This is a genomic window from Anaerococcus faecalis, assembly GCF_013371425.1.
In the GTDB taxonomy this organism is placed as follows: Bacteria; Bacillota; Clostridia; order Tissierellales; family Peptoniphilaceae; genus Anaerococcus; species Anaerococcus porci.
This window is the reverse complement of the sequence record NZ_JABVBA010000004.1, coordinates 115,009-139,577: the sequence shown is the minus strand read 5'-3', so window position 1 is coordinate 139,577 and position 24,569 is coordinate 115,009. Positions and strand designations below refer to the sequence as shown.

At 30.2% G+C, this 24,569-nt stretch carries 22 protein-coding genes; 20 read left to right on the top strand and 2 right to left on the bottom strand.

What is annotated here, in order from left to right:
- Position 1: 1 nt before the first annotated feature.
- Positions 2-1,219 carry a molybdopterin molybdotransferase MoeA gene (locus HV819_RS05320; protein ID WP_176269675.1) on the top strand — a complete coding sequence of 406 codons (1,218 nt, stop codon included), beginning with the start codon at positions 2-4 and terminating at the stop codon, positions 1,217-1,219.
- The gene (locus HV819_RS05315) at positions 1,216-3,114 is read left to right on the top strand and encodes a molybdopterin biosynthesis protein (protein ID WP_176269674.1); all 1,899 of its coding nucleotides are present in this window, start codon (positions 1,216-1,218) and stop codon (positions 3,112-3,114) included. Before HV819_RS05320 ends, HV819_RS05315 begins: the two co-directional genes overlap by 4 nt.
- 107 nt (positions 3,115-3,221) lie before the next feature.
- Here HV819_RS05315 and HV819_RS05310 read toward each other — a convergent pair whose 3' ends face one another.
- Entirely contained in the window at positions 3,222-4,382 is a 1,161-nt protein-coding gene (locus tag HV819_RS05310) for an aldehyde ferredoxin oxidoreductase N-terminal domain-containing protein (protein WP_176269673.1), read from the bottom strand.
- Positions 4,383-4,621: 239 nt separating this feature from the next.
- Here HV819_RS05310 and HV819_RS05305 point away from each other — a divergent pair, with 239 nt between their 5' ends.
- The 18 genes from HV819_RS05305 (at position 4,622) to HV819_RS05220 (ending at position 23,966) form a co-directional block, all read left to right on the top strand.
- Positions 4,622-6,196, top strand: a complete 1,575-nt coding sequence (locus tag HV819_RS05305) for an alpha-glucoside-specific PTS transporter subunit IIBC (protein WP_154541252.1) — start codon at positions 4,622-4,624, stop codon at positions 6,194-6,196.
- Between the two features lie 10 nt (positions 6,197-6,206).
- On the top strand, positions 6,207-7,532 hold the full coding sequence (locus HV819_RS05300; protein WP_154541251.1) for a 6-phospho-alpha-glucosidase: 1,326 nt from the start codon (positions 6,207-6,209) through the stop codon (positions 7,530-7,532).
- Positions 7,533-7,616: 84 nt separating this feature from the next.
- The gene (locus tag HV819_RS05295; RefSeq protein WP_154541249.1) at positions 7,617-8,300 is read left to right on the top strand and encodes a MurR/RpiR family transcriptional regulator; all 684 of its coding nucleotides are present in this window, start codon (positions 7,617-7,619) and stop codon (positions 8,298-8,300) included.
- Positions 8,290-9,051 (top strand): MurR/RpiR family transcriptional regulator, encoded by a 762-nt coding sequence (locus HV819_RS05290; RefSeq protein WP_154541247.1) that lies wholly within the window; start codon positions 8,290-8,292, stop codon positions 9,049-9,051. The genes HV819_RS05295 and HV819_RS05290 overlap by 11 nt, the downstream gene beginning before the upstream one ends.
- A gap of 291 nt (positions 9,052-9,342) precedes the next feature.
- Positions 9,343-9,753, top strand: a complete 411-nt coding sequence (gene rpsL, locus HV819_RS05285; protein WP_154541245.1) for a 30S ribosomal protein S12 — start codon at positions 9,343-9,345, stop codon at positions 9,751-9,753.
- Between the two features lie 135 nt (positions 9,754-9,888).
- The gene (gene rpsG / locus HV819_RS05280) at positions 9,889-10,359 is read left to right on the top strand and encodes a 30S ribosomal protein S7 (RefSeq protein WP_176269672.1); all 471 of its coding nucleotides are present in this window, start codon (positions 9,889-9,891) and stop codon (positions 10,357-10,359) included.
- A gap of 8 nt (positions 10,360-10,367) precedes the next feature.
- A complete protein-coding gene (gene fusA, locus HV819_RS05275; RefSeq protein WP_154541241.1) occupies positions 10,368-12,440 on the top strand; it encodes an elongation factor G in 2,073 nt (690 codons plus the stop codon).
- 18 nt (positions 12,441-12,458) lie between these two features.
- Positions 12,459-13,655, top strand: a complete 1,197-nt coding sequence (tuf, locus tag HV819_RS05270; protein ID WP_154541239.1) for an elongation factor Tu — start codon at positions 12,459-12,461, stop codon at positions 13,653-13,655.
- 201 nt (positions 13,656-13,856) lie between these two features.
- Positions 13,857-16,361, top strand: a complete 2,505-nt coding sequence (gene mprF / locus HV819_RS05265; protein WP_176269671.1) for a bifunctional lysylphosphatidylglycerol flippase/synthetase MprF — start codon at positions 13,857-13,859, stop codon at positions 16,359-16,361.
- Positions 16,362-16,429: 68 nt separating this feature from the next.
- Positions 16,430-17,221, top strand: coding sequence for a hypothetical protein (locus tag HV819_RS05260; protein WP_154541235.1), 792 nt, complete (start codon positions 16,430-16,432; stop codon positions 17,219-17,221).
- Positions 17,222-17,229: 8 nt separating this feature from the next.
- Complete coding sequence (locus HV819_RS05255; RefSeq protein WP_154541233.1) at positions 17,230-17,748, top strand: peptidylprolyl isomerase; 519 nt, start codon at positions 17,230-17,232, stop codon at positions 17,746-17,748.
- A 107-nt stretch (positions 17,749-17,855) separates the two neighbouring features.
- The gene (locus HV819_RS05250) at positions 17,856-18,911 is read left to right on the top strand and encodes an NCS2 family permease (protein ID WP_154541231.1); all 1,056 of its coding nucleotides are present in this window, start codon (positions 17,856-17,858) and stop codon (positions 18,909-18,911) included.
- Between the two features lie 8 nt (positions 18,912-18,919).
- Positions 18,920-19,456, top strand: a complete 537-nt coding sequence (locus tag HV819_RS05245) for a phosphoribosyltransferase family protein (protein ID WP_154541230.1) — start codon at positions 18,920-18,922, stop codon at positions 19,454-19,456.
- 83 nt (positions 19,457-19,539) lie between these two features.
- Positions 19,540-19,965, top strand: coding sequence for a MarR family winged helix-turn-helix transcriptional regulator (locus HV819_RS05240; protein ID WP_154541229.1), 426 nt, complete (start codon positions 19,540-19,542; stop codon positions 19,963-19,965).
- Between the two features lie 212 nt (positions 19,966-20,177).
- Positions 20,178-21,242, top strand: a complete 1,065-nt coding sequence (locus HV819_RS05235) for a siderophore ABC transporter substrate-binding protein (protein WP_154541227.1) — start codon at positions 20,178-20,180, stop codon at positions 21,240-21,242.
- Between the two features lie 3 nt (positions 21,243-21,245).
- Positions 21,246-22,217, top strand: a complete 972-nt coding sequence (locus HV819_RS05230; protein WP_176269670.1) for an ABC transporter permease — start codon at positions 21,246-21,248, stop codon at positions 22,215-22,217.
- On the top strand, positions 22,210-23,217 hold the full coding sequence (locus tag HV819_RS05225) for an iron chelate uptake ABC transporter family permease subunit (protein ID WP_176269669.1): 1,008 nt from the start codon (positions 22,210-22,212) through the stop codon (positions 23,215-23,217). Before HV819_RS05230 ends, HV819_RS05225 begins: the two co-directional genes overlap by 8 nt.
- The gene (locus HV819_RS05220; protein WP_154541221.1) at positions 23,214-23,966 is read left to right on the top strand and encodes an iron ABC transporter ATP-binding protein; all 753 of its coding nucleotides are present in this window, start codon (positions 23,214-23,216) and stop codon (positions 23,964-23,966) included. The genes HV819_RS05225 and HV819_RS05220 overlap by 4 nt, the downstream gene beginning before the upstream one ends.
- A gap of 14 nt (positions 23,967-23,980) precedes the next feature.
- Here the strand turns inward: HV819_RS05220 and HV819_RS05215 are convergent, their stop codons facing one another.
- Positions 23,981-24,535 (bottom strand): manganese efflux pump MntP, encoded by a 555-nt coding sequence (locus HV819_RS05215; RefSeq protein WP_154541219.1) that lies wholly within the window; start codon positions 24,533-24,535, stop codon positions 23,981-23,983.
- Positions 24,536-24,569 lie beyond the last annotated feature (34 nt).

Sequence of the window (24,569 nt, the reverse complement as noted above, 5' to 3'; positions counted from 1 at the left end):
TATGGATTTATTAGATGTAAAAACAATAAATGAAGCTATTAACCTTCAAGTAAAAGTTATGGAAGAAATTCCATTAAAGAAAAAGATTTTACTTGAAACAAAAAATTCTTTAGGCTATATACTAGCTAGTGACTTAGTATCTAGAGATGATTTGCCTAGTTTTAGAAAATCAACTATGGATGGATATGCAATAAAATATAAGGATAGCCAAGGAGCTAGCGATACTATACCAACAATCTTAAGAATTGTTGAAGAGATAGAAATGGGATCTGAACCCAAGTGTAGGATAGAAAATGGAGAAGCTTCAAAAATCTATACTGGAGGAATGCTTCCTGAAGGGGCAGATTCAGTAATACCAATAGAATTTACAGAAAAATTTTCTAATGATTTAATTTCTATCAATAAGCCCATAGTCTTTATGGATAATGTTATAGATATAGGAGAAGATTCTAGTAAGGGAGATCTTTATCAGAGAAGTGGCAAAATTATAGATCCAAAAACTATAGCAATGGCTGCAAGCTTAGGCTATGATAAGATTGAGGTATATGATAAGATAAATTGCAAAATAATATCAACTGGAGATGAGATTCTTCCAGTATCATCTGAACTCTATCCAGCAAAGACTAGGGATATAAACTCTTATATGCTTTACTCATTGCTAAATTCTATGGGCATAAATGTAGTTTCTATGAAACATTTAAAAGATGATAAAGAGATTATTAGAAAAGAGCTTTTAGAAGATATTGATTTAATAATAGTATCTGGATCATCGTCAAAGGGAAAAAAAGATTTTATACCATTTATAGCAAAAGATTTAGAACCTGGTCTAATATATCATGGTATTTCTATAAAACCAGGAAAACCAACAAGTCTTAGCTTAAATAATAAAACGATAATTCTAGGTTTACCTGGAAATCCAATAAGTGCTTATACAGTTTTTAAATGTGTATTTCAAAAGGCCTACAACAGATATTATAATATAGAAGATAGTCTTAAAATTAAATGCAGATTGGTTAGAAATATTCATGCTAAATCTGCCAAAACCTTGATTCAATTAGTAGACATAGAAAGAAGGGAGGATGAGCTTATCGCCATACCGATATTTGGATTTTCAAATAATATTTCCTTACTAAAGAAAGTAAGGGGATATATTTTAATTGATGAATACAGTGAAGGACTTAGGGAAAATGAATATGTGTGGGTAAGCCTTATTAAATGAGAAATATATATTTAGATACTCAGGAATTAGAAAAAGCTTTAAAGATTTTCCAAGAAAATATATTAAAATTTTTTTATAAACTAGAATCTGAAACTATAAGTTCAAAAGATGCATTTGGAAGAGTAAGTCGAAATGCAATTTATGCAAAATATTCATCTCCTGCTTATCATTCATCTGCTATGGATGGAGTAATGGTAAAAAGTGAGATGACCAAATATGCTAGAGAAAATAAACCATTATTTTTAAAAAATGAAGATTTTATATTTTGTAATACAGGTTCTGCCCTAGTAAAAGGTTATGATGCAGTGATAATGATTGAGGATGTAAAAATTGAAAAAGATGGAATTACTATAATGAAAGCAGTAAATCCTTGGGAGAATATAAGAATACAAGGGGAAGATGTTGTGGAAAAAGATCTCTTATTTACATCATTTCATAAGTTTTCATCGGTAGATCTTTCTGTTCTTATAGCAAGTGGAATAACTGAAGTTGAAGTATTAAAAAAAGTTAAACTAGCTATTATTCCATCTGGAAATGAAATAATTGGAGAAGAAGATGAGCTAAAAATTGGTAAAATTATAGAGTCAAACTCTGCCATGCTTATAAGCATGGCAAGGGAAAATGGAATTGATACATTGCTTTATCCAATAGTAAAAGATAATAAAGATGATATAAAAACAGTCTTAGAAAAAGCCTTAAATGAATGTGATTTTATAACACTTATTGCAGGAACTTCTGCAGGAAGTAAAGACTATGCAAGAGAAGTTTTGGAAGAAATGGGTGAAGTTTATGCCCATGGATTATCAATAAAACCAGGAAAGCCTGCAATATTGGGGAAAATAGGAGAAACACCTTTTGTAGGATTACCTGGTTATCCAGTATCAGCTCATATAATCTTTGATAAAATTGTGATTTCTACAATACTTAAAAAAATGAGAGTAAATATAGAAGATAAGCTAATATTAAAGGCTAAGCTTACTAGGCCAATTATATCATCTCTTAAAAATAGGGAATATATAAGGATAAAGATTGGGATAGTCGATGGAAAGCTCATAGCAACACCTCTAGATAGAAAAGCAGGAAGCCTATATTCCCTATCAGAATCTGATGGATATGTAATTATAGATAGAAATATTGAGGGTTATAATAGGGGAGATGTTGTAAATGTAAGTCTTCATAGACCTATTCCAAAAAACGTTTTAGAAAATAGGATAGTGTCAATAGGCTCACATGATATAGTTTTGGATGTGATAAATGATTTACTTGCTATAGAAAATAAAAATACAAGATTATCATCTTCTCATGTTGGATCACTTTCAGGTTTTAAGGCCTTAAGTGAAGGGGATTCATTAATAGCTCCTAGCCATCTTTTAGATAAGAATGGTACTTATAATAATGATGCTATAAAGTTATTTTTTAAAAATGAAAAGGTAGGAAAAATAAATGTGGTTGGTCGAAGGCAAGGTATATATGTAGAAAAGGGAAATCCTTTAGGTATAAAAACTATAGAAGATTTGCTTGATAAGACCATGATAAATAGGCAAAGGGGAGCTGGAACAAGACTTTTATTTGATTATTTATTGGATAAGAAAAATATAGATAAATATAAAATAAAGGGCTATGACAATGAAGTAACAACCCATCTTTCAGCAGCTCTTGCTGTAAAAAATAGGGACTGTGACTTTTCTATTGGAGTTGAGTCGGCTGCCATAAAAATGGACATTGACTTTATTTACTTAAAGGATGAAGAATATCAATTTATAGTAAAGGAAAAAAATTTGAAACTTAATTCAATTAAGGACATTATTGAAATCCTTAAATCAAAAAAATTCAAGGATACTATGGAAAAACTTGGAGGATACAATACTGATAAAAGTGGCTCTATAATAATATAAAGGTCTATAATGGGAGTTAAAATATTTTGTATATCAATTTAAAACTTATATAAGATAAAAATCAAACTTGACACAATATTAATTAGTTAAGTACAAGTGGATGCTAGCTATATTTTATAGTAAGCATTCATTTTTTTTATTTCAGCTATTAAAGAATAAATATTATCTTTTTTAAAGTTTTTCATAGAAACTATATTTATTGTTTCCACTATATCTTCTATGTCATTTATGTTTACTGCAAATAAACAAATGCAAATAGAATCAATTATCTTTTTATTATATGAGTAATTGTCTGTTTTTTTCATTTTTTCCAGTGTTTTTATACCATATTTATCTTTTAAAAACTCCCTACCATTAGAAAGGTCAGCATATAATTTATCTCTTCTATCTGATGTTACTTTTTTTACGATATTATCTAAGCTATTAAGACTTAAATCCTTGAAATTGTAGATGTGATTTAGATGATTAAACGAGAATTCTATGCTTTTAGATAAGCCGAAAATATCTATACCATATTGGTTAAGTCTTTCTTTTATTTCTTTTAATTTATTCAAATCGCCTTTTAGATAAGAATCTTTTTTAGAAAATAGGTTACTAGATTCTTCTTTTTTACTCCTTGACTTACATGATATAAGACAGCCTTCACAAGGACTTGAAGATTTTTTATATAAATTTAAGTAGATGGATTTAAGTTTATTTTTTCTTATTATAATTGATCTTAGATTTTTTTCATATAGAAAATTTGATAGATTTCTAGAGCATCCACGATACTTATCAACAATTAGCCTTGACAATTTATCTCCTCTTTTTGTAGAAGAAGTTATATAAATAGAAGATGTATCATTGCCATATGTATTTTTAAGGTAGGTGAAAGTATCATTATTACTGTTATCATTAGATATTTTATTAAATTTTATATCTGTACCATCTATATATAAGTCATATATTTTATCTGCCTTATTTAGTAGAATCAATGCGTCATAGGAGTTACTTTTTAAAAAATATGAAAAATCTCCTCCTATGCTAGCATATGATTTGATTTTAGAATTTTTTCCTTTACAAATTATATATTTACTAATTGGATTCTTATAGTTAATAAGAGCAGATGTAAAAATAGCCCAAAAATCTTTTACTTGCTTATTTTTATTTATCCAATAAAGACAAAGAGAAATACCTCCCATATAAAAATCACTTACTTGCTTATCTATATATTCAATTTTTTTCTTTTTTTCTTTCAAATCCAAGATTAATAATTTATATAAAGTCATACTTACCTCAAATTCTTTATTTCAAAATTTATTTTTTGTAGTTATAGAAGTTAATTCATTAAAATTGTTTTCATGATTGTACTTGATCTGTGAAAATATTAAAGGAGAATATTCACATTTTAAAAATATATTTATAAAATAACAAAATATCCCGAAATTTCAATATCTATTGACAATCACTAAAAATAATAATATCATATCAATATATAGATATCGTTTACCTAAGGAGGGTGATAAAAATGATGGAAAAGATTCAAAAGTTTGGAGGAGCGATGTTTACCCCAGTAATGTTATTTGCAGTATCTGCAGTACTTATTGGATTTGGAATATTGTTTACAAATGAACAAATATTAGGATCTATCGCAGCTGAGGGTACATTTTGGCGTGGTTTTTGGGATATGATTCTAAATGGTGGTTGGACAGTATTTAACCAATTGCCGCTATTATTTGCGGTTTCGTTACCTATTGGACTTGCTAGCAAACAAAATGCAAGAGCATGTATGGAATCGTTAGTTATATACTTAATTTTCAATTATTATGTAGCTTCAATACTTGGAACTTGGGGGAGTGTTTTTGGTGTAGATTATTCATTAGAAGCTGGAGCTGATACGGGGCTTGCAAGTGTTGCTAATATTAAAACTTTAGATATGGGTATGATGGGAGCCTTACTAATTTCAGGATTAGCAATTTTTCTACATAACAGATATTTTGACACAAGGCTTCCTGAATGGTTAGGTGTTTTTAGAGGTTCTGCTTTTGTAGTAGGACTTGGTTTTATAGTAATGATTCCAGTGGCAGTCCTTGCGTGTTTTATTTGGCCTAAGATTCAAATGATTATTACATCATTCCAAGGATTTGTAACAAATGCAGGTGGACTAGGTGTTTGGATATTTATCTTACTCGAAAGATTACTTATACCATTTGGACTCCACCACTTACTTTATGCACCAATTTATTATGATTCAGTATTGGTATCTGGTGGTATATATGCCGCGTGGGCAAAAGCTTTGCCAGAAATAGCAGCAAGTTCTAAACCACTTATAGAACTTGCACCATTTGCAGCCTTCACTTCAACAGGATGGTCAAAGTTATTTGGCTGTGTTGGTATAGCACTTGCCTTTTATAAGACAGCTAAACCTGAAAATAAAAAGAAAGTAGCAGGACTTTTAATACCGGTTACAATATCAGCTGTTATGTGTGGTGTTACAGAACCTATTGAGTATACATTCTTATTTATAGCTCCACCATTATTTATAGTTCATGCTATCTTAGCTGCATGTCTATCAACAATAATGTACTTCTTTGGAGTTATAGGAATATTCTCGGGAGGTGCCATAGAAATGGCGTCGCTTAACTGGATACCACTTATGGCTAACCATTGGCCAGCTTATGTTAAGATGTTAATAATAGGAATAGTAGCTATTGGAGTTTGGTATTTAGTATTTAAATTCTTAATTGAGAAGTTTGATTTTAAAACTCCAGGTAGGGAAGTTAAATCTGATATAAAACTTTATAATAAAAAAGACTATAGAGAAAAGAATACAAATAAAAAGTCTCAAGCTAACGAATTTCAAGTAATGGCTGATGAAATCCTAATAGGACTTGGTGGGGCAGAAAATATTAAAGATTTTACAAATTGCGTTACAAGACTAAGGGTAAATGTCAATGATCCAGAAAAAATAATGGAAAATGATTATTTTAAGGAAATAGGAACTTACGGAACAAGTAGAAATGGCAAATCAGTCCATGTTATAGTTGGGACAAATATTCAATATGTGGCAGATGAATTTGGAAAAATACTAGAAGAAAATTAAGGAGAGAAAAATGAAAAAATATGCTATAACTATTGCAGGTGGTGGATCTACATTTACACCGGGAATGATTCTAATGCTTATGGACAACCTTGATAGGTTTCCAATAAGAGCTATTAAGCTTTATGATAACGATAAAGAAAGACAGGATAAAATTGGTAATGCCTTTGATATATTCATGAGGGAAAGACATCCGGATATTGAATTTATCCACACCCTAGACCCTGAAGAAGCCTTTACTGATATTGATTTTGTTATGGCTCAAATAAGGGTTGGTAAGTATGAAATGAGATCAAAAGATGAGAAAATTCCTCCAAAATATGGTGTTATAGGGCAAGAAACTTGTGGGCCAGGTGGAATAGCTTACGGTCTTAGATCAATAGGCGGGGTTATAGAAATCCTTGATTATATGGAAAAATACTCACCAGATGCTTGGATGCTTAATTATTCAAATCCTGCAGCTATAGTTGCAGAAGCAACAAGAAGATTAAGACCTGACTCAAAGATTATAAATATATGTGACATGCCAATTGACTTAATGTATAAGATGGCAGATATGGTTGGATTAAGCCACTGGAAAGATCTCGACTTTTCATACTATGGACTTAACCACTTTGGTTGGTTTACAGATATAAGAGATCAAGAAGGAAATGACTTAATGCCACAAATTAAAGAACATGTTTCTAAAAATGGTTTTGCAGATGGAATAGGAACAGCTCAACATCTAGATGAATCATGGGTTGAAACATTTACAAAGGCAAAAGATGTATATGCCCTAGATCCAGAAACAATTCCAAATACTTACCTAAAATACTACCTATATCCAGACTTCGTAATGGAGCATACAGATATCAAGCACACCAGGGTAGATGAAGTTAAAGAAGGTAGAGAAAAAGAAGTATTTGGTCTATGTAATACTATTACCGAAAGAGGAACAGCAGAAGGTATAGACTTTGAAATAGACGCTCACGCATCATATATAGTAGACTTAGCTATAGCATTAGCTGAAAATACAAAAGAAGTATTCTTGCTAATAGTTCCAAATGATGGGGCAATTTCAAATTTTGATCCGACAGCTATGGTAGAAGTTCCATGTATTGTTGATAAAACTGGATATAAGAAAATTTGCCAAGGAAAAATTCCACAATTTCAAAAAGGTATGATGGAAGAGCAAGTATCTGTGGAAAAACTTGCAGTAGAAGCTTGGATTGAAGGATCTTACCAAAAATTATGGCAAGCACTTACACTTTCAAAGACAGTTCCAAGTGCAAAAGTTGCAAAGCTTATTTTAGATGACTTAATCAATGCTAATAAAGATTATTGGCCAGAGTTAAAATAATTAAATTTTTTGAAAATTAGAATAATATAGGAAATAAAAATCCTAGTAGCAGTATAATGTTACTAGGATTTTTTTGGAGGTTCCATGACAATAGAAAAATTGATAAGTAAAAATAAAAAAAAGCTAAGTCAAACTGACCTAACGATTGCAGAGTTTATATTAAATAATAGAGGGGTTTTAGACCAATCTATTAATGATTTGGCAAAACTATGCTTTACATCAAGGACAAGTGTACTAAGATTTTCTAAAAAACTAGGATTTAATGGATATAGTGAACTTAAATTTTATATCAATAAGGATAGAAATGCTGAAAGCATAGATGAAAGTAAAATTAAAGAAGACTTAAGTGAAATTTTTGAAAAACTTATTAATACTAACAATATCTTTATATACGGCAATGGACAATATGAAGAAGTTTTGTGTTCTTCCATTAAACTATATTTAAAAGATTTTGGTCAATTTTCAGAGAGTTATCAGGGAAGGGATGAACTATCAACCTTTAATAAGAAATTATTAGAAAATTCGACAATATTTGTAATAGATTTATCAAAAGATCAGTATGCTCTAGAGCTTTTGTCAATAATATCAAATATAGATTGTCTAAAGATTCTTATAAGCGATGGAATTAAGAATGCATTTCTTTGTGATTATTTTATAAATTTAGAAAAAATTCATGATAAGAGTTTAAATCTAATAACAAAAAATTTAGGGAAGATAGAAGATTTTTTTAAAAAATATAGAGAATTTAGGATAAGTAATGAAAGTTAGTGATTTAGTAAAAGAATCTTATGAAAATTTAGATAGTAAAGATATAGAACTATTTTCTTATATAACTCAAAATAAGGATGATTTTGTAGAAAAGAACTTAAAAGACTTTTCTAAAAATACAAAATTTTCAACAAGCTCTATAGTAAATTTAGCTAAAAAATTAGGACTTGATGGTTACTCAGAACTTAAGTATCTAATAAAGTGGGAAGATGGGAAAATTGTAGATTTTGATGAAAACGAAATAGAGTTTACCTATAATGACATTTTAATAAGTATGAATATGATTAAAAATAGAAATCTCGACTTTTTATTTGAAAATCTAGACAAGGCTGAAAACATATATGTAATTTATTCAGGCTTTATCCAAAGGAATCTTGCCCAAGAGCTTAAAAGAAATTTTCTTAATATAGGAAAAATTATAATTATCATTGATGCAAGAAGAGATATAGCCTTAATTAATGAGAATATAAAAGAAAAAGATATTATATTTGCCTTATCTTTTTCAGGAGATAATAAGCTAGTTATAAACTTTTTAAATAATATTAAGAAAAAAGTCTTTGTTGTATCAATTACAAAGCTTTCTAATAATAAACTTTCAAAGATATCTGATGTAAATTTAAACTTTATATCTCATGAGGTCTATAGGTATGAAAAAAACACATCCATATCTCCAGTAAGTCAATATTATGTTATTATAGATTTTTTAGTTCTTAAATATATCAATTATAAAAGTAAAAAAAATACTTCATAAAGTAAAATATTTGATAAATTAGAAAAATATGACTCTTTCTTTATAAATAATTATATGGACTATATCTTAGTAAATACCTTTATAAATAGCTATGATTAAGATTTTTTTAATAATTTATAGACATTCAAAAATCAATTATTAAGTTTTGTAAAATAAATAAAAAGAAATATTTTATTAAAGTGTTTCAAATATTTGACATTAGAGACATTAGATAGTAAAATTAATAAGGATTGGCATAAGGTCAGTCCTATTAATTATCATTAAAAAATTTAAAAGAAAAGGAGGTGCATTATGCCTACAATTAACCAACTTGTTAGAAAAGGTAGAAAGACAATTAAAGAAAAGTCAGCTACACCAGCTTTAGGTTACAACTTCAATACACTTAAAAGAAGACAAACTAAGGTTCAATCACCACAAAAACGTGGAGTTTGTACTTCAGTAAGAACAGTAACACCTAAAAAGCCTAACTCAGCTTTAAGAAAAGTTGCCAGAGTTAGACTTACAAATGGAGCAGAAGTTCTTTCTTATATACCAGGAATTGGACACAACCTTCAAGAACACTCAGTTGTACTTATAAGAGGAGGAAGAGTAAAAGACCTTCCAGGTGTTAGATACCATATTATAAGAGGTACTCTTGATACAGCAGGAGTAGAAGGAAGAAAACAAGGTAGATCTAAATACGGAGCTAAAAAAGGCGAATAATTAGTATTTAGATGTAGTGCATAATGTACTAAGCTTAAAATAAAGTATATGTGCACACAAACGGCTTTAAGGTCGTTTAAGGCCTTAGGGTCGAGTACTAAAGATATTACTAAATTGGTAAAGGAGGGAAGCAAAGTGTCAAGAAAAGGACATATACCAAAAAGAGAGGTAATGCCAGATGCTAAGTATAACGATAGAGTTGTAACAAAACTTATCAACAACGTTATGCTTGACGGTAAAAAAGGTGTTGCTACAAAAATAGTTTACGATGCTTTCGATATAGTTGGAGAAACTTCTGGAAATGATCCATTAGAAGTATTCTACCAAGCTTTAGAGAATGTTATGCCAACACTTGAAGTTAAAGCAAGAAGAATTGGTGGTGCAAACTATCAAGTTCCTATGGAAGTTAGACCAGAAAGAAGACAAACTTTAGGCTTAAGATGGTTAGTTAATTTCTCAAGAGCTCGTGGTGAAAAAACTATGGTTGAAAGATTATCTAAAGAAATCTTAGACGCATCAAATAATGCTGGTGCAAGTGTTAAACGTAAAGAAGAAATGCACAGAGCTGCAGAAGCTAATAAAGCTTTCGCACACTATAGATATTAGGGGGATCGATGGCAAGAGATGTCTCATTAAAAGAAACCAGAAATATAGGTATCATGGCTCATATCGATGCTGGTAAAACAACAGTAACAGAAAGAATGTTATTTTATACTGGTAAGATATATAAAATAGGTGATACTCACGATGGTACAGCAGTAATGGATTCCATGGAGCAAGAAAAGGAAAGAGGAATCACAATAGGATCTGCTGCTACAACATGTTACTGGAATAATCACAGAATTAACATCATAGATACACCAGGTCACGTTGACTTTACTGTAGAGGTTGAAAGATCTCTAAGGGTACTAGATGGTGCTGTTGCCTTATTTGATGCCAAAAGTGGTGTAGAACCACAATCAGAAACAGTTTGGAGACAAGCTGATAAATATGATATTCCAAGATTTTGTTTTATAAATAAGATGGATGCCACAGGTGCTGACTTTTTCATGTCTGTAGATACTATCAAAGAAAAGTTAAAAGCAAATGCTGTACCTATAGAAATACCTATAGGAGCAGAATCTGAATTTGAAGGTGTAGTTGACCTAGTAACAATGGAATCTGTAACATACAATACAGAAGATTTAGGAGCACACCCAATCAAAGGCGAAATCCCAGATAATTTGAAAGAAAAAGCAGAAGAGTACAGATCTAATCTTTTAGAAGAATTGTCAGAAATTGATGATACAATCATGATGAAATATCTAGAAGGTGAAGAAGTAACTGAAGATGAAATGAAAGCTGCTATAAGAAAGGGAACAATCGAAAAGAAAATATTCCCATGTCTATGTGGATCCGCATACAAAAATAAGGGTGTTCAAGCACTACTTGATGCAATAGTTGATTACATGCCAAGTCCACTTGATATTCCAGATGTCCAAGGTACAGATCCAAAAGATGAAGAAAAAGTTATTGAAAGACACCCTGGAGATGAAGAGCCTCTTTCTGCTTTAGCATTTAAAGTAGTAACTGATCCATATGTAGGTAAGTTAATTTATGTAAGAATCTATTCAGGAGTTATAGAATCAGGTTCATACATCTATAATGCAACAAAGGGTAAAAGAGAAAGAGTTGGAAGAATACTACAAATGCACTCTAACAAACAAGAGGAAATCGAAACAGGTTATTGTGGAGATATTGTAGCTCTTCTAGGACTTAAAAATACAACAACAGGAGATTCTTTATGTGTTCAAGATGATCCAATCATTCTTGAAAATATGGAATTTCCAGACCCAGTTATCTCGGTAGCCATTGAACCAAAAACAAGAGCTTCACAAGATAAGATGGCTTTAGGACTTCAAAAACTTGCTGAAGAAGATCCAACATTTGTTACTAAGACAGATGAAGAAACAGGACAAACAATAATTTCAGGAATGGGAGAATTACACCTTGAAATTATCGTAGATAGACTGCTTCGTGAATTTAAAGTAGAAGCAAATATAGGTAATCCACAAGTAGCATATAGAGAATCTATAACAGCTCCTGCAGAAGCACAAGGTAAATTTGTAAGACAATCTGGTGGTTCTGGTCAATATGGTGACGTTGTTCTTAGAATTATGCCTGGCGAAGAAGGCTCAGGAATTACATTTGAATCCAAAATTGTTGGAGGAGCAATTCCTAAAGAATATATTAAACCAGTTGAAGAAGGTGTTAGGGAAGCAGCTACTCAAGGTATACTTGGTGGATATCCAATGGTTGATATGCATGTAGAAGTATTTGATGGTTCATACCACGAAGTAGACTCATCAGAAGTAGCTTTCCACGTAGCAGGTTCTATGGCTCTTAAAAATGCAGTAGCTAAGGCTAAACCAATATTACTTGAACCAATGGAAAAAGTAGAAATTACAACACCTGATGAATACCTAGGAGATGTAATGGGAGATGTTTCATCAAGAAGAGGTAAGATTGATGGAATGAATCCTAAAGATGGAATCCATGTGCTAAATGCATTCATTCCACTTTCAGAAATGTTTGGATATGCAACAGACTTAAGAAGTAAAACTCAAGGTAGGGCAACATATTCAATGACATTTGACCACTATGCACAAGTACCTGAAAGTGTAAAAGAAGAAGTATTAAATAAATAAAACAAACAGGAGGATGAAATGAGTAAAGAAACATTTGAAAGAAGTAAACCACATATTAATATTGGTACAATAGGACACGTTGACCATGGTAAAACAACAACAACAGCAGCAATCACATTAGTATTAAATAAAAAATACGGAACAGGTGAATCAATTGATTATGATAAAATCGATAAAGCTCCAGAAGAGAGAGAAAGAGGAATCACAATCAACACATCTGTAGTAGAATATGAAACACCAAACAGACACTATGCACACATTGACGCACCAGGCCACGCTGACTACGTTAAAAACATGATAACAGGAGCAGCCCAAATGGACGGAGCAATCATAGTAGTATCAGCAGCAGACGGTCCAATGCCACAAACAAGAGAACACATTCTACTAGCAAGACAAGTTGGAGTACCAAAAATCGCAGTATTCTTAAACAAAGAAGACCAAGTAGATGATCCAGAATTAATCGAACTAGTAGAAATGGAAGTAAGAGATTTACTAAACGAATACGACTTCGACGGAGATGGAGCACCAGTAGTAGTAGGATCAGCATTAAAAGCAATCCAAGAAGGTGGAGAAGGACCATGGTCAGATAAAATCCTAAACTTAATGGAACAAGTAGATGAATACTTTGACATACCAGAAAGAGACAATGACCAACCATTCCTAATGCCAGTAGAAGACGTAATGACAATCTCAGGACGTGGAACAGTAGCAACAGGAAGAGTAGAAAGAGGAACCCTAAAACTAGGCTCAACAGTAGAAATTGTAGGATTAACTGACAAAACAAGAGAAGTAGTAGTAACAGGAATAGAAATGTTCCACAAATCACTAGAAGTAACAGAATCAGGAGATAACTGTGCGTTACTACTAAGAGGAGTTCAAAGAAACGAAATCCAAAGAGGGCAAGTAATAGCAGCACCAGGTTCAGTACACCCACACACAGAATTTGAAGGCCAAGTATACGTACTAACCAAAGAAGAAGGTGGACGTCATACACCATTCTTCTCAGGCTATAGACCACAATTCTTCTTTAGAACAACAGACGTAACAGGAGACATCCAATTAGAAGAAGGAACAGAAATGGTAATGCCAGGAGATAATGCAACATTCAAAATCACATTACAAAAACCAATAGCTCTTGAAGAAGGACTAAGATTCGCAGTAAGAGAAGGTGGAAGAACAGTTGCTTCAGGAGTTGTAACAAAAGTTATAGCTTAATTAAATAAGAATTAATATTTTGATTTATCCCAGGCCTTAGCCTGGGATTTTTTAAAGTACATAAATTTAAATAAGTTAATAATGATAAAATAGTAAATACCTAAATAAATTTATAAAAAAATGATATTTATAATATATGTAAATAAATTTCTAAAGAATATTAAAAGTATATTCTAAAATTTTAGGTATTAAGGAGTAATTATGAATGAAAAATTTAAGACATTAAAAAAGGTATTTAAAAATATATTTTTTATATCTGTGCTAATACTAATAGTTTTAGAATTTAGAAAAATCTCTAAGGAATTAAGTTTTGATGAAGTAAATAATATTTTTAGAAAACAGTCCTTCATATCACTAATTTTTATGGCAATTTACGGTATTTGTGCCAACCTTCCCCAAGTTTTATATGACTTTGTTTTTAATAAGGAGATAAATAGTGATTTAGATAAAAGATATATAGGAGAAACTGCTTTTACAATTAATAATTTTAATGATGTACTAGGTCTTGGAGGGCTCATTTCAATAGGTTTAAGAAAGACCTACTATGGCAAGGGAAGAAATTCATCTGAAATGATTGGAAAAATTATGAAGCTTTTAGTCTTTCTTCCTACTGGATTGGGGTTTTTCTCACTTTTGTCTTTAATTTCTTTACATTTTCATCCTAATGAAAAATTAGAAAATTATTATATTCTTCTTATAGGAGCAAGTTTATACTTACTATTTGTACTGGGTCTTTCAATTTTAAAAAAGATTGAATTTAGTAAGTCAAGTCAAATTAGTCTATTTTTGATCTCGATTTCTGAATGGTTTGGTGTAATGAGTTCCTTTGTAGTTATAGGACTTTTAATGGGGGTTAAATTTAATATATTTAAACTTGCTATACTTGTAGTAATTGCAAATATTATTGGATATATTTCTATGATTCCAGGTTCTATTGGGTCATTTGATTTGGTAATTCTTCTAGCATTATCAAGTCAAGGAATAGATGAGGAGCTGGCTTTCACATGGATTCTACTTTATAGGATATTTTATTACCTACTTCCATTTTTAATAGCATCTGGATTTTTTATTAAAAATTTAAGTAAAGTATTTAATATAAAAGATGAAAAATTTATAAGACGACTTACAAGAAATATCCTTATTATAGTAAATTCGGTTTTGATGTATGTGTTTGGTCTTTTTATGATTCTTGCTGCAACTCTTCCAAGTAAGGCCTATGGGTCAGGAATTATTGCAAGATTAAATCCTATAAAAGCATCTGCAATTTACCAGTTTCCATCAATTCTATTTGGTTTTATTTTTATAATTATGGCAAGGGCCTATATATCAAGGCAAAAAAAATCAAATATTCTAAATCCTATAGTATTATCCTTAGTCCTAATCTATACCTATCTTACAGGCTATAGCATATCTACTATGGTCTATATATTATTAATGCTTATTATTTGGATATTTACAAGAAAAGGTATGTATACAAAACAATTCCTCTATGCAAATGAAGATAGACTTGTTGATTTTATCCTAACCAATACTATGCTTATAATCTATGTTGGAGGCATACTAAAGTCAGGCTCCATAATTGATGCTTACATAGCTAAAAATAGTGACTTTGTGGTAGTACATTTTGAGTATAATTTTATTTCTATAGTAGTAAGTATCTCATTAATTTATTTTGTTGTGTTTATTATAATAAAATATCTTCAAGGTAAAAAAATTATTATAGGTGAGGACTTTGATAGAGATAGATTTGTAAGTCTTTGTGAAAATAAAGGTGGATCAAAAGAAGCCTTTTTAGCCTTCTTAAATGATAAATATCTATATTGGTACAAGAAAGATGATGAAGACTTAGCATGCCTTCAATTTAGGAGAGTTTCAGACAAATTAATAGTAATGGGAGATCCCATTGGGGATAAAACTTTCTTTTTTAACCTATTAGATTCCTTTATTAATGAAGCAGATGATTATGGCTATAATATCGTCTTTTATGAGGTAAGTAAAGAAATCACTTTAAAGCTTCATGAATATGGATTTAATTTTATGAAATTTGGTGAATGTGCTAGAGTTGATCTAAGTAGCTTTAATTTAGATGGCAAGAAGAACAAGAATTTAAGGAAGTCTATAAATAAGCTAAATAGAGAAGGGTATGTATTTGAAATCTATGAAAAGCCACATAAGGGAAAATTCCTTCAACAACTAAAGAAGATTTCAGATTCATGGCTTGATGGTAAAAAAGAAAAGGGATTTTCTTTAGGCTTTTTTGATAGAACTTACCTTAATGAATCAGATATAGCCGTAGTTTATGATAGAGATAGAAACATTATAGCGTTTGCTAATCTTCCTTATGGAAATATTGAAAATTGGATGACTGTTGATTTAATGCGCTATAAGAAGGATGCAAATCCTGATGGGCTTATGGACTTTTTATTTATAAATATTTTTAACTATTGTAAGCAAAATGATATAGAATACTTTGACTTAGGAATGGCACCCTTATACAATGTTGGTGTTATGAGACATTCTTTTTTACAAGAAAAACTCGTTTATTTGATATTTAAATTTGGTGACTTTTTTTATTCCTTTGAGGGGTTAAAATCATATAAAGATAAGTATGCTACAAAATGGGATGAGAGATATCTTTCATATTCAAGAGGCTCTTCACTTTTCTTTTCAGCTCTTTCTTTAATGTATGCTTCAAATAGAAAGTAAAATTAATTTTACAAATTAAACTCTCATTAAGGGTAGATTTATTAAAAAGCAAATATAAAGGGGGATTTATGAACAAGGTTTTAGAAGTAAAAAACAAAATAAAAGAAATTACCGATAAAAATCAAATTAGTACTATATTTAAGGATAAGAAGACATCTGTAGACTTACTTATTGATTATAAGTCAGGAGAATATAGTGGACTTAGGATTTCAAAAGAGCTTGAAGGTGAGAGTATAGAAATAGACACTAAGTATTCATGGATAATAAATAATGACAAGCCGAGTGATTGGGTTGAGCTTGATCAAAATTCCAAAAACGCAATTGATGCTTATGCTATAAGCCATTTTGATTATGATGATATAGATGAGGATGATTTTAAAAACTTAAATAAATATTTAGAGAAGGATCTAAGTAATGAATATAAAGAAAATAGTAAAAAAATCTTAAAGAAAATAAAATCTGAATTAGAGATAATAAGAGATGGAAACTATCCTAATGATCTAATAAAGCTATTTACAAATAAGTTTGAAAAAATCAAGAAAAATAATGGATATAATCTAAAATACATAGATGATTCCATTTATATAAAGATAAATACAAAAAAAGAAAATATAAAAGTTAAAAATAATTATTCCTATGAAAAGAAAATTGATATCAATAATTTAGTTAAGGGATTTGATATTTCAAAGATAGAAGAATATCTAGAACAAAAAAGAAAGAAAAAAGAGTATAATGATAAAATGATGGATTTTGATGACTCTTTTGATATGTCAAGCATCCATGTTTCTAGATCTACTATGTCAAGTGATAAGAGGGATATTGACTTAGATAGAAAAGAAAGAACTAAGAATAAAAAATAGGGGGATATATGGAAAATCCAATAGTAAAATTTGAAATGGAAGATGGTAAAAGCTTTAGTGCAGAACTTTTTCCAGAAGTTGCAGAAAATACAGTTAATAATTTTATTTCTTTAGTAAAATCTGGTTTCTATGATGGTCTTATTTTTCACAGAGTGATAAAGGATTTTATGATTCAAGGTGGAGATCCTGAGGGAAGTGGTATGGGAGGACCTGGTTATTCAATTAAGGGGGAATTCTCCCACAATGGATATGAGAATAATCTAAAACATGATAAAGGAGTTTTATCGATGGCAAGATCTTTCATGCCAGATTCTGCTGGAAGCCAATTTTTTATAATGCATAAAAAATCTCCTCACTTAGATGGTGAATATGCTACCTTTGGAAAAGTTATTCAAGGTATTGAAGTAATAGATCAAATAGCAGAAGTTAAGACAGATATGAATGATAAACCTCTTGAAGATGTAAAAATAAAAAAAATCACAGTTGATACCAAGGATTATGATTATAAAGAAGTAGAAAAAATATAAGGCAAGAGACTTTTACAAAAAAATTGTAAAAGTCTCTTTTTTTTATAGAAATTTAAAATAATAAGGTATAATAAATTCATTGACAATTTAAAATTATTGGAGGAATTATGACATTTAATGATTTATTGGCTGCTATAGGTGTTGTGATAAATGGTATACCACAAGCACTCTTGGGCCTATCTGTTGGTTTTGCTGCATTTCCTACATCTCTTGGATTTGCAATTGGAGTAATTGCTTGTCTTTTATTACAATCTCCTATACCTATATCCATGCAGGCTGAGACTATTGCCTTGGCAGGCTCTTATGGAAAGGATATAAGAGAAAGGCTTTCTGTTGTATTTTGGGCAGGAATTATAATGTCCATTTTAGGTATCACAGGAAGTTTAAATTTTATTGTAAATCTTGCAGGTGAATATGTACTTAACGGTATGATGGCAGGGGTTGGACTTATACTTGCAAAAATTGCTGTAGATGGGCTTAAGCTTGAAACTAAGATGGTAAGTTTAATATCAATATTAACAGCCTTATTTACTTATTTTATTTCAAATAGGGATTTGGTTTATACAATTATAGTATCAGTAACAATTTCATCTATTTATGCAAATGTAAAGAAAATGGAAATAGGTAAAAATTTAAAAAAAGAAGAGAGAAAATTATCCATAAAAAAACCTATAATGAACAAAGATATTTTAAGGGGTGCCTTATCATTGGCATGTCTTACAATAGGAGCTAATATTGCCTTTGGAAATATAACTGCATCTCTAGGAAGCTTTCAAGCAAATATTGATCATTTAACAATTTATTCAGGTCTTGCAGATTCTGTATCATCACTTTTTGGTGGTGCACCAGTAGAGGCAATAATTTCTGCAACAGGCGCAAGTGATAATCCTGTAAATAGTGGTGTTTTGATGATGGTGATTTTAGGTGTAATTATGTTTATGGGACTTTTACCAAAACTTGGAAAGTATGTTCCAGGTGAGTCTATTCATGGTTTTTTGTTTGTTTTAGGAGCATTAGTGACCGTACCAACAAATGCAAATCTTGCTTTTGCAGCAGGTGGTGATACAATACTTGTAGCAGGTATTGCAATGGCAACCACAGCTGCGAGTGATCCTTTTATGGGACTGTTGGCAGGAACTATTCTTAAATTTATAATTTTATAGGAGATAAGATGGAATATTATAACTTAGAAGTGTGTGGACTTAAAAGAAGACTACCTATAATTCAAATATCTGATAATCTTAAGATAGCATCTTTCGTGCTTCTTGGAGATTGTGAGCTTGCTACTAAGGCGGCTTATGAATTGAGTAAGAATCTTTCGTGTGATATTATTGTTACAGCCGAGGCTAAGGGTATAACTCTTGCTCATGAAATAGCAAAAAATCTTGGAATGAAAGATTTTATTGTAGCTAGAAAATCTAAAAAAGCTTACATGAATGAAACTATAGACGTTGATGTAGATTCTATAACTACTAAGAATATTCAGAAATTATACCTAGATAAAGAAGATTTAGATAAAATCAAAGGAAAAAGGGTGGCTTTAGTTGATGATGTAATATCAACAGGTAAGTCACTTGAGGCTTTGTCTAATTTAGTTACAAAGGCAGGAGGTAAGATAGTCAAAAAGCTTTCAATACTTGCTGAAGGTGATGCTAGCAAAAGAGATGATATTGTATATTTAGAAAAATTACCTCTATTTTATGTATAGTAAGAGACTTCCAAGATTTTCTTGGAAGTTTTTAATTTCAAAATTACATCTAACTAGATATAATATATATTATAGGAGATATTATGAATTATGAATTAAGAGCCTTTATTGGAATTTCCAGATTAAAAAACTCAATAGATAAAAGATCTAGTAAGCTTATGAGAGAATATGACTTAAGTCTTCCTCAGTTTGCGGTTATGGAAGCTCTTTATAGCAAAGGTGATATGTGTATTGGAGAAGTTAAAAAGAAGATTTTATCTACATCTGGCACTATGCCAATTATTGTTAGAAATTTAAAGAAAAAAGACTATATCTTTTCATACAAGGATAAGAAAGATAAGAGAAGAGAGATTCTTTCGTTGACAAAAAAAGGATATGAATTAATTAATGAAATTTTTCCAAGAAACCAAAAGATTATAGAAGATTCTTTCAATAATTTAAACTCTAATGAAATGAAAGACTTTGTAAAATTGTTAAAAAAGATAGATAATTTAAAAAACTTGCTATAAATAAAACAGCAAGTTTTTTAAATCATAATATTATATAAATATTTAGGATTAAAAAATAAAGTAAATATTAAAATAATATTAACATTAGAATAATTTTAATATTTTAACTTGTTTTATTTTAAATCATATGTTAAAATCTTATTTGTAATGATAATTACTTTCAATATTGATCGCGCGTGATAATATTAAAAATAATAATAGGATGGTAGAATATGAAAATAAAAAATATTATAGCAATATCAATACTTGCCTTTGTATTAACTGCTTGTGGACAAGGTCAGGGTGCAGATGTAGCAAGTAATAAAAATACTGATTTAGTAAGCAATGAAAAATCAAGTGATAATGTAAAAGAATCTAATGTAATTTCAAATGATAATTCAAATAAAGATAAAGAAAATGATACTGTAAAAATTAAGGATATTCATGGAGAAGTAGAAGTTAAGAAAAATCCAAAATCAGTAGTTTCTTTAGATAATAGAACTTTTGAGACACTTGAATCTTGGTCGGTTGAACTAAAGGCTGTACCAAAGGATGTTATGAAATCTGATAGTTCCTATGTTAAGGATGATAAGGTAGAAAACATTGGAAACCATAGAGAACCTAACCTTGAGGTATTAGCTGCTGTAAAACCTGATTTAGTAATAGTCGGTCAAAGATTTGCTCAATACTATGATCAAATAAAGGAATTACTTCCAGAAGCAACAATTATAGACTATTCTTATGATGTATCAGCAAAAGAAGGAAATTCTGGAGAAAATTTAATAAATGGCTTAAAAGAATCCACAGAAGGTTTGGGAAAAATATTTGGAAAAGAAGATGAAGCCAATGAATTAATTAAGAAATTAGATAAGTCTATTAAAGATGTTAAAGATAATTATAAGGATCAATCTGTAATGAGTCTTGTTGTAAGTGGAGGGGAGATAGGATTTGCTGCTCCTCATTCAGGAAGAGTATGGGGACCACTTTATGATATCTTTAACTTTAAACCTGCTTTAGAAGTGAAAGATTCATCATCAGATCATAAGGGAGATGATGTTTCAGTTGAGGCTATAGCAGAATCTAATCCAGATTATCTTTTAGTTTTAGATAGGGATGCGTCAATGGCAGATAAAGAAAATAAACCTGCTAAGGATGTTATAGAAGAATCTGAGGCACTAGCCAACACTAATGCTGTTAAAAATAAAAAGATTGTATATGCACCAAATGACACATATTTAAATGAGTCAATTCAAACCTTTACTAAAATTTTTGAATCACTTGCAGAAAGTTTTAAGTAATTTATGAAAATTAGAGTTAAGAAGAATAAAATTTTGACTCAGCCTTTTATACTAACTGTAATACTGACAATTGCCTTATGCATATTGTCAGTATTTACTGGAGCATATGATATAAGTGGAAATGAAGATGGACTTAGGATGATATTTATTACTAGAATACCTAGAACTATATCCCTTATGCTTACTGGTCTTGCTATGAGTATGTCAGGAATAGTAATGCAGCTTTTGACTCAAAATAAGTTTGTAGAACCTACAACTACTGGAACTATTGAGTGGGCAGGTCTTGGGATAATAGTATCTTTTCTAATCTTTAAGGCACCTTCTTTAACAATGAGAATGAGCTTTGCTATTATCTTTTCTTTTTTTGGTTCCATGGTATTTTTCTTATTTTTAAGAAAAATCAAACTAAAATCATCTCTCATTGTACCTATAATCGGGATAATGCTTGGTGCGGTAGTATCAAGTATTTCCACTTTTTTATCCCTAGTATTTAAGATGAGTCAGTCACTTGAAATTTGGTTTCAAGGCTCTTTCTCGTCAGTAGAAAGAGGAAGATATGAATACTTATATTTAATAATTTTAGTTTCAATACTTATCTTTATTCTAGCTGACAGACTTACTATAATAGGACTGGGAGAAGATATTTCAAAAAACTTAGGTCTTAACTATGAGTTGCTTTTACTTATTGGAACAAGCTTGGTTTCTTTATGTGTGGGTATAGTTTCATCAGTTATTGGAAATCTTCCATTTTTAGGACTAGTAGTGCCAAATCTTGTATCAACCTTTAGGGGTGATGATTTAAAAACTAACCTTTGGTGGGTTGCTTTAATTGGAATGATAACAATATGTCTAGCAGATATCATTTCTAGGACTATTATTATGCCTTTTGAAGTTCCGGTTTCTTTGATTTTGGGAACATTTGGCTCATTTGTATTTATTGTTTTAATCTTATATAAAAGGAGGAAAAATGTATAATATTATAAGAAGTTCTTTTAAAAGTAAAAAAGATTTTAAAAATTATATGCTTATATTAACTTTTATGGTAATAATTTCTATATTGTTAAGCTTTTTATTGTTAAATTATAATAACCCAGTACCTATAGATTCTTCTTCGTATAAGATTATTGTTAAAAATAGGATGAATACAATAATTGCTATTACTATAGCTTCTGTTTGTCAAGCTCTTTCAACTATTAGTTTTCAGTCTATAACTAATAATAGGGTTATAACTCCATCACTCTTAGGATTTGAAGCTGTATATTCAACTATACATACAGCTATGATGTTCTTTTTTGGAGTAAGTGCATTTTTAGCTTTTAGAGATGTATCATCTTTTGTACTACAAATAGCTATAATGGTGGTTCTTTGCCTTCTTCTTTATGGATTTATGTTAAATGGTAAGTATGCAAATATTCACTATATGCTTTTGATTGGGGTTGTAATAGGAACAGGACTTAGATCACTTTCTGCTTTCATGAGAAGAATATTATCTCCATCAGAATTCGATATCTTGCAAGCTAAGCTTTTTGCATCAGTTTCAAAGTCAGACCCATCATATTTTAAGATAGCTATACCTATAGTGCTTATATCAAGTCTTATCTTATTTTTATATGCAAATAAGTTAAATGTTTTAAGCCTAGGAAAAGATATAGCTGTTAATCTTGGATTAAATTATAAAAGACTTGCTAACTTAATATTGATTTTAGTATCCATACTAATGTCAGTATCAACTGCCCTTGTAGGGCCAATGACATTTTTTGGATTCCTATCAGCAAGTCTTACCTATGAAATATGTAAAAGTTTTGACCATAAGTATTTATTTATTATGGCAATACTTCTTGCTTTTTCAATCCTTAGTTTATCATATTTCTTAATGTTTCATGTATTTTCATCTCAAGGAGTAGTAACTATAATAATAGAGTTATTTGGAGGACTTTTATTTTTATCTGTTATACTTAGAAAGGAATCCTTATGATAAAGATTAGTAGTTTAGAAAAACAATATTCAAGTAAGGTCAAAATTGGTCCTATAGATTTAGAAATTCCAAAAGGCTCTTTTACATCTATAGTAGGACCTAATGGAGCAGGTAAGTCTACTCTTTTACTTATGCTAGGAAGGCTCTTAGAGATGGATAAGGGAGATATTTTTATAGATGATTTTGATATTAAAAGAACACCATCAAATATTCTATCTAAAAATCTTGCAATTTTGAGACAAGAAAATCATTTTGTAACAAAACTTACTGTAAAGCAATTGGTATCTTTTGGAAGATTTCCCTATAGCAAGGGTAGGCTTAACGAAGAAGATGCAAAAATAGTAGATAAATATATATTATATCTTGGTTTATCTGAACTAAAGGACAGGTACCTAGATCAGCTTTCGGGAGGTCAAAGGCAAAGGGTGTATGTAGCAATGGTTTTAAGTCAAGAAACAAATTATATACTCTTAGATGAACCTTTAAATAATCTTGATATAAGACGTAGTGTTGAGATGTTAGAACATCTAAAAAATATAAGCAAAGATTTTAAAAAGACAATTGTTATGGTGATTCATGATATAAATTTTGCGGCTAAATATTCTGATTATATATGTTGTATGAAAGAAGGAAAGATTAAAGAATTTGGAAGACCAGAAGAGATAATGTGTAATAATAAATTATCTAAAATTTTTGATACGGATATTTCTATAATAAAAGGACCTTACGGACCTGTTGCATGCTATTAAAAAGAGCACTTGTATTATAAAAACAAGTGCTCTATTAATATCTTAAATCCTAAAAACATCAAGATTAGTCCACCTATAAGTTCTGAAATCTGCTTGCTTTTTGTACCTAATTTACTTCCTATATTAAATGCAAAAGATGATAGGATAAAGGTTGTTATCCCTATTATTAGACTTGCATTCACTATATTTACATCTAAAAAAACAAAAGATACACCAACAGCCATGGCATCTATACTTGTGGCAATACCCAATGAAATTAAATCTTTGAGGCTAAGCCCCTTATTTATTTCACAGCTTGGATCTCTTGATTCTCTTATCATTTGAAAACCTATTATAAATAATAAAACAAAAGCAACCCAATGGTCAACTGCCCTTATAGAATTAGCAAAGCTTGAAGCAAGTAAATACCCTAATACAGGCATAAAAGCTTGAAATATTCCAAAACATAAACCTATGGATAGGGTGTTTTTTAATTTAATTTCTTTAATTTGAAGACCCTGACATATACTAGCAGCAAAAGCATCCATGCTAAGGCCGAAAGCCAATACTAATATTGAAAATAGACTCATATATACTCCTTTTACTAACCCAAAAATTATACTA

What these genes read in the sequence shown, in the direction of transcription:
- HV819_RS05320 (WP_176269675.1), top strand. Translation starts at nt 2, where the DNA reads ATGGATTTATTAGATGTAAAAACAATAAATGAAGCTATTAACCTTCAA.
- HV819_RS05315 (WP_176269674.1), top strand. Translation starts at nt 1,216, where the DNA reads ATGAGAAATATATATTTAGATACTCAGGAATTAGAAAAAGCTTTAAAG.
- HV819_RS05310 (WP_176269673.1), bottom strand. Translation starts at nt 4,382, where the DNA reads ATGACTTTATATAAATTATTAATCTTGGATTTGAAAGAAAAAAAGAAA.
- HV819_RS05305 (WP_154541252.1), top strand. Translation starts at nt 4,622, where the DNA reads ATGATGGAAAAGATTCAAAAGTTTGGAGGAGCGATGTTTACCCCAGTA.
- HV819_RS05300 (WP_154541251.1), top strand. Translation starts at nt 6,207, where the DNA reads ATGAAAAAATATGCTATAACTATTGCAGGTGGTGGATCTACATTTACA.
- HV819_RS05295 (WP_154541249.1), top strand. Translation starts at nt 7,617, where the DNA reads ATGACAATAGAAAAATTGATAAGTAAAAATAAAAAAAAGCTAAGTCAA.
- HV819_RS05290 (WP_154541247.1), top strand. Translation starts at nt 8,290, where the DNA reads ATGAAAGTTAGTGATTTAGTAAAAGAATCTTATGAAAATTTAGATAGT.
- rpsL (WP_154541245.1), top strand. Translation starts at nt 9,343, where the DNA reads ATGCCTACAATTAACCAACTTGTTAGAAAAGGTAGAAAGACAATTAAA.
- fusA (WP_154541241.1), top strand. Translation starts at nt 10,368, where the DNA reads ATGGCAAGAGATGTCTCATTAAAAGAAACCAGAAATATAGGTATCATG.
- tuf (WP_154541239.1), top strand. Translation starts at nt 12,459, where the DNA reads ATGAGTAAAGAAACATTTGAAAGAAGTAAACCACATATTAATATTGGT.
- mprF (WP_176269671.1), top strand. Translation starts at nt 13,857, where the DNA reads ATGAATGAAAAATTTAAGACATTAAAAAAGGTATTTAAAAATATATTT.
- HV819_RS05260 (WP_154541235.1), top strand. Translation starts at nt 16,430, where the DNA reads ATGAACAAGGTTTTAGAAGTAAAAAACAAAATAAAAGAAATTACCGAT.
- HV819_RS05255 (WP_154541233.1), top strand. Translation starts at nt 17,230, where the DNA reads ATGGAAAATCCAATAGTAAAATTTGAAATGGAAGATGGTAAAAGCTTT.
- HV819_RS05250 (WP_154541231.1), top strand. Translation starts at nt 17,856, where the DNA reads ATGACATTTAATGATTTATTGGCTGCTATAGGTGTTGTGATAAATGGT.
- HV819_RS05245 (WP_154541230.1), top strand. Translation starts at nt 18,920, where the DNA reads ATGGAATATTATAACTTAGAAGTGTGTGGACTTAAAAGAAGACTACCT.
- HV819_RS05240 (WP_154541229.1), top strand. Translation starts at nt 19,540, where the DNA reads ATGAATTATGAATTAAGAGCCTTTATTGGAATTTCCAGATTAAAAAAC.
- HV819_RS05235 (WP_154541227.1), top strand. Translation starts at nt 20,178, where the DNA reads ATGAAAATAAAAAATATTATAGCAATATCAATACTTGCCTTTGTATTA.
- HV819_RS05230 (WP_176269670.1), top strand. Translation starts at nt 21,246, where the DNA reads ATGAAAATTAGAGTTAAGAAGAATAAAATTTTGACTCAGCCTTTTATA.
- HV819_RS05225 (WP_176269669.1), top strand. Translation starts at nt 22,210, where the DNA reads ATGTATAATATTATAAGAAGTTCTTTTAAAAGTAAAAAAGATTTTAAA.
- HV819_RS05220 (WP_154541221.1), top strand. Translation starts at nt 23,214, where the DNA reads ATGATAAAGATTAGTAGTTTAGAAAAACAATATTCAAGTAAGGTCAAA.
- HV819_RS05215 (WP_154541219.1), bottom strand. Translation starts at nt 24,535, where the DNA reads ATGAGTCTATTTTCAATATTAGTATTGGCTTTCGGCCTTAGCATGGAT.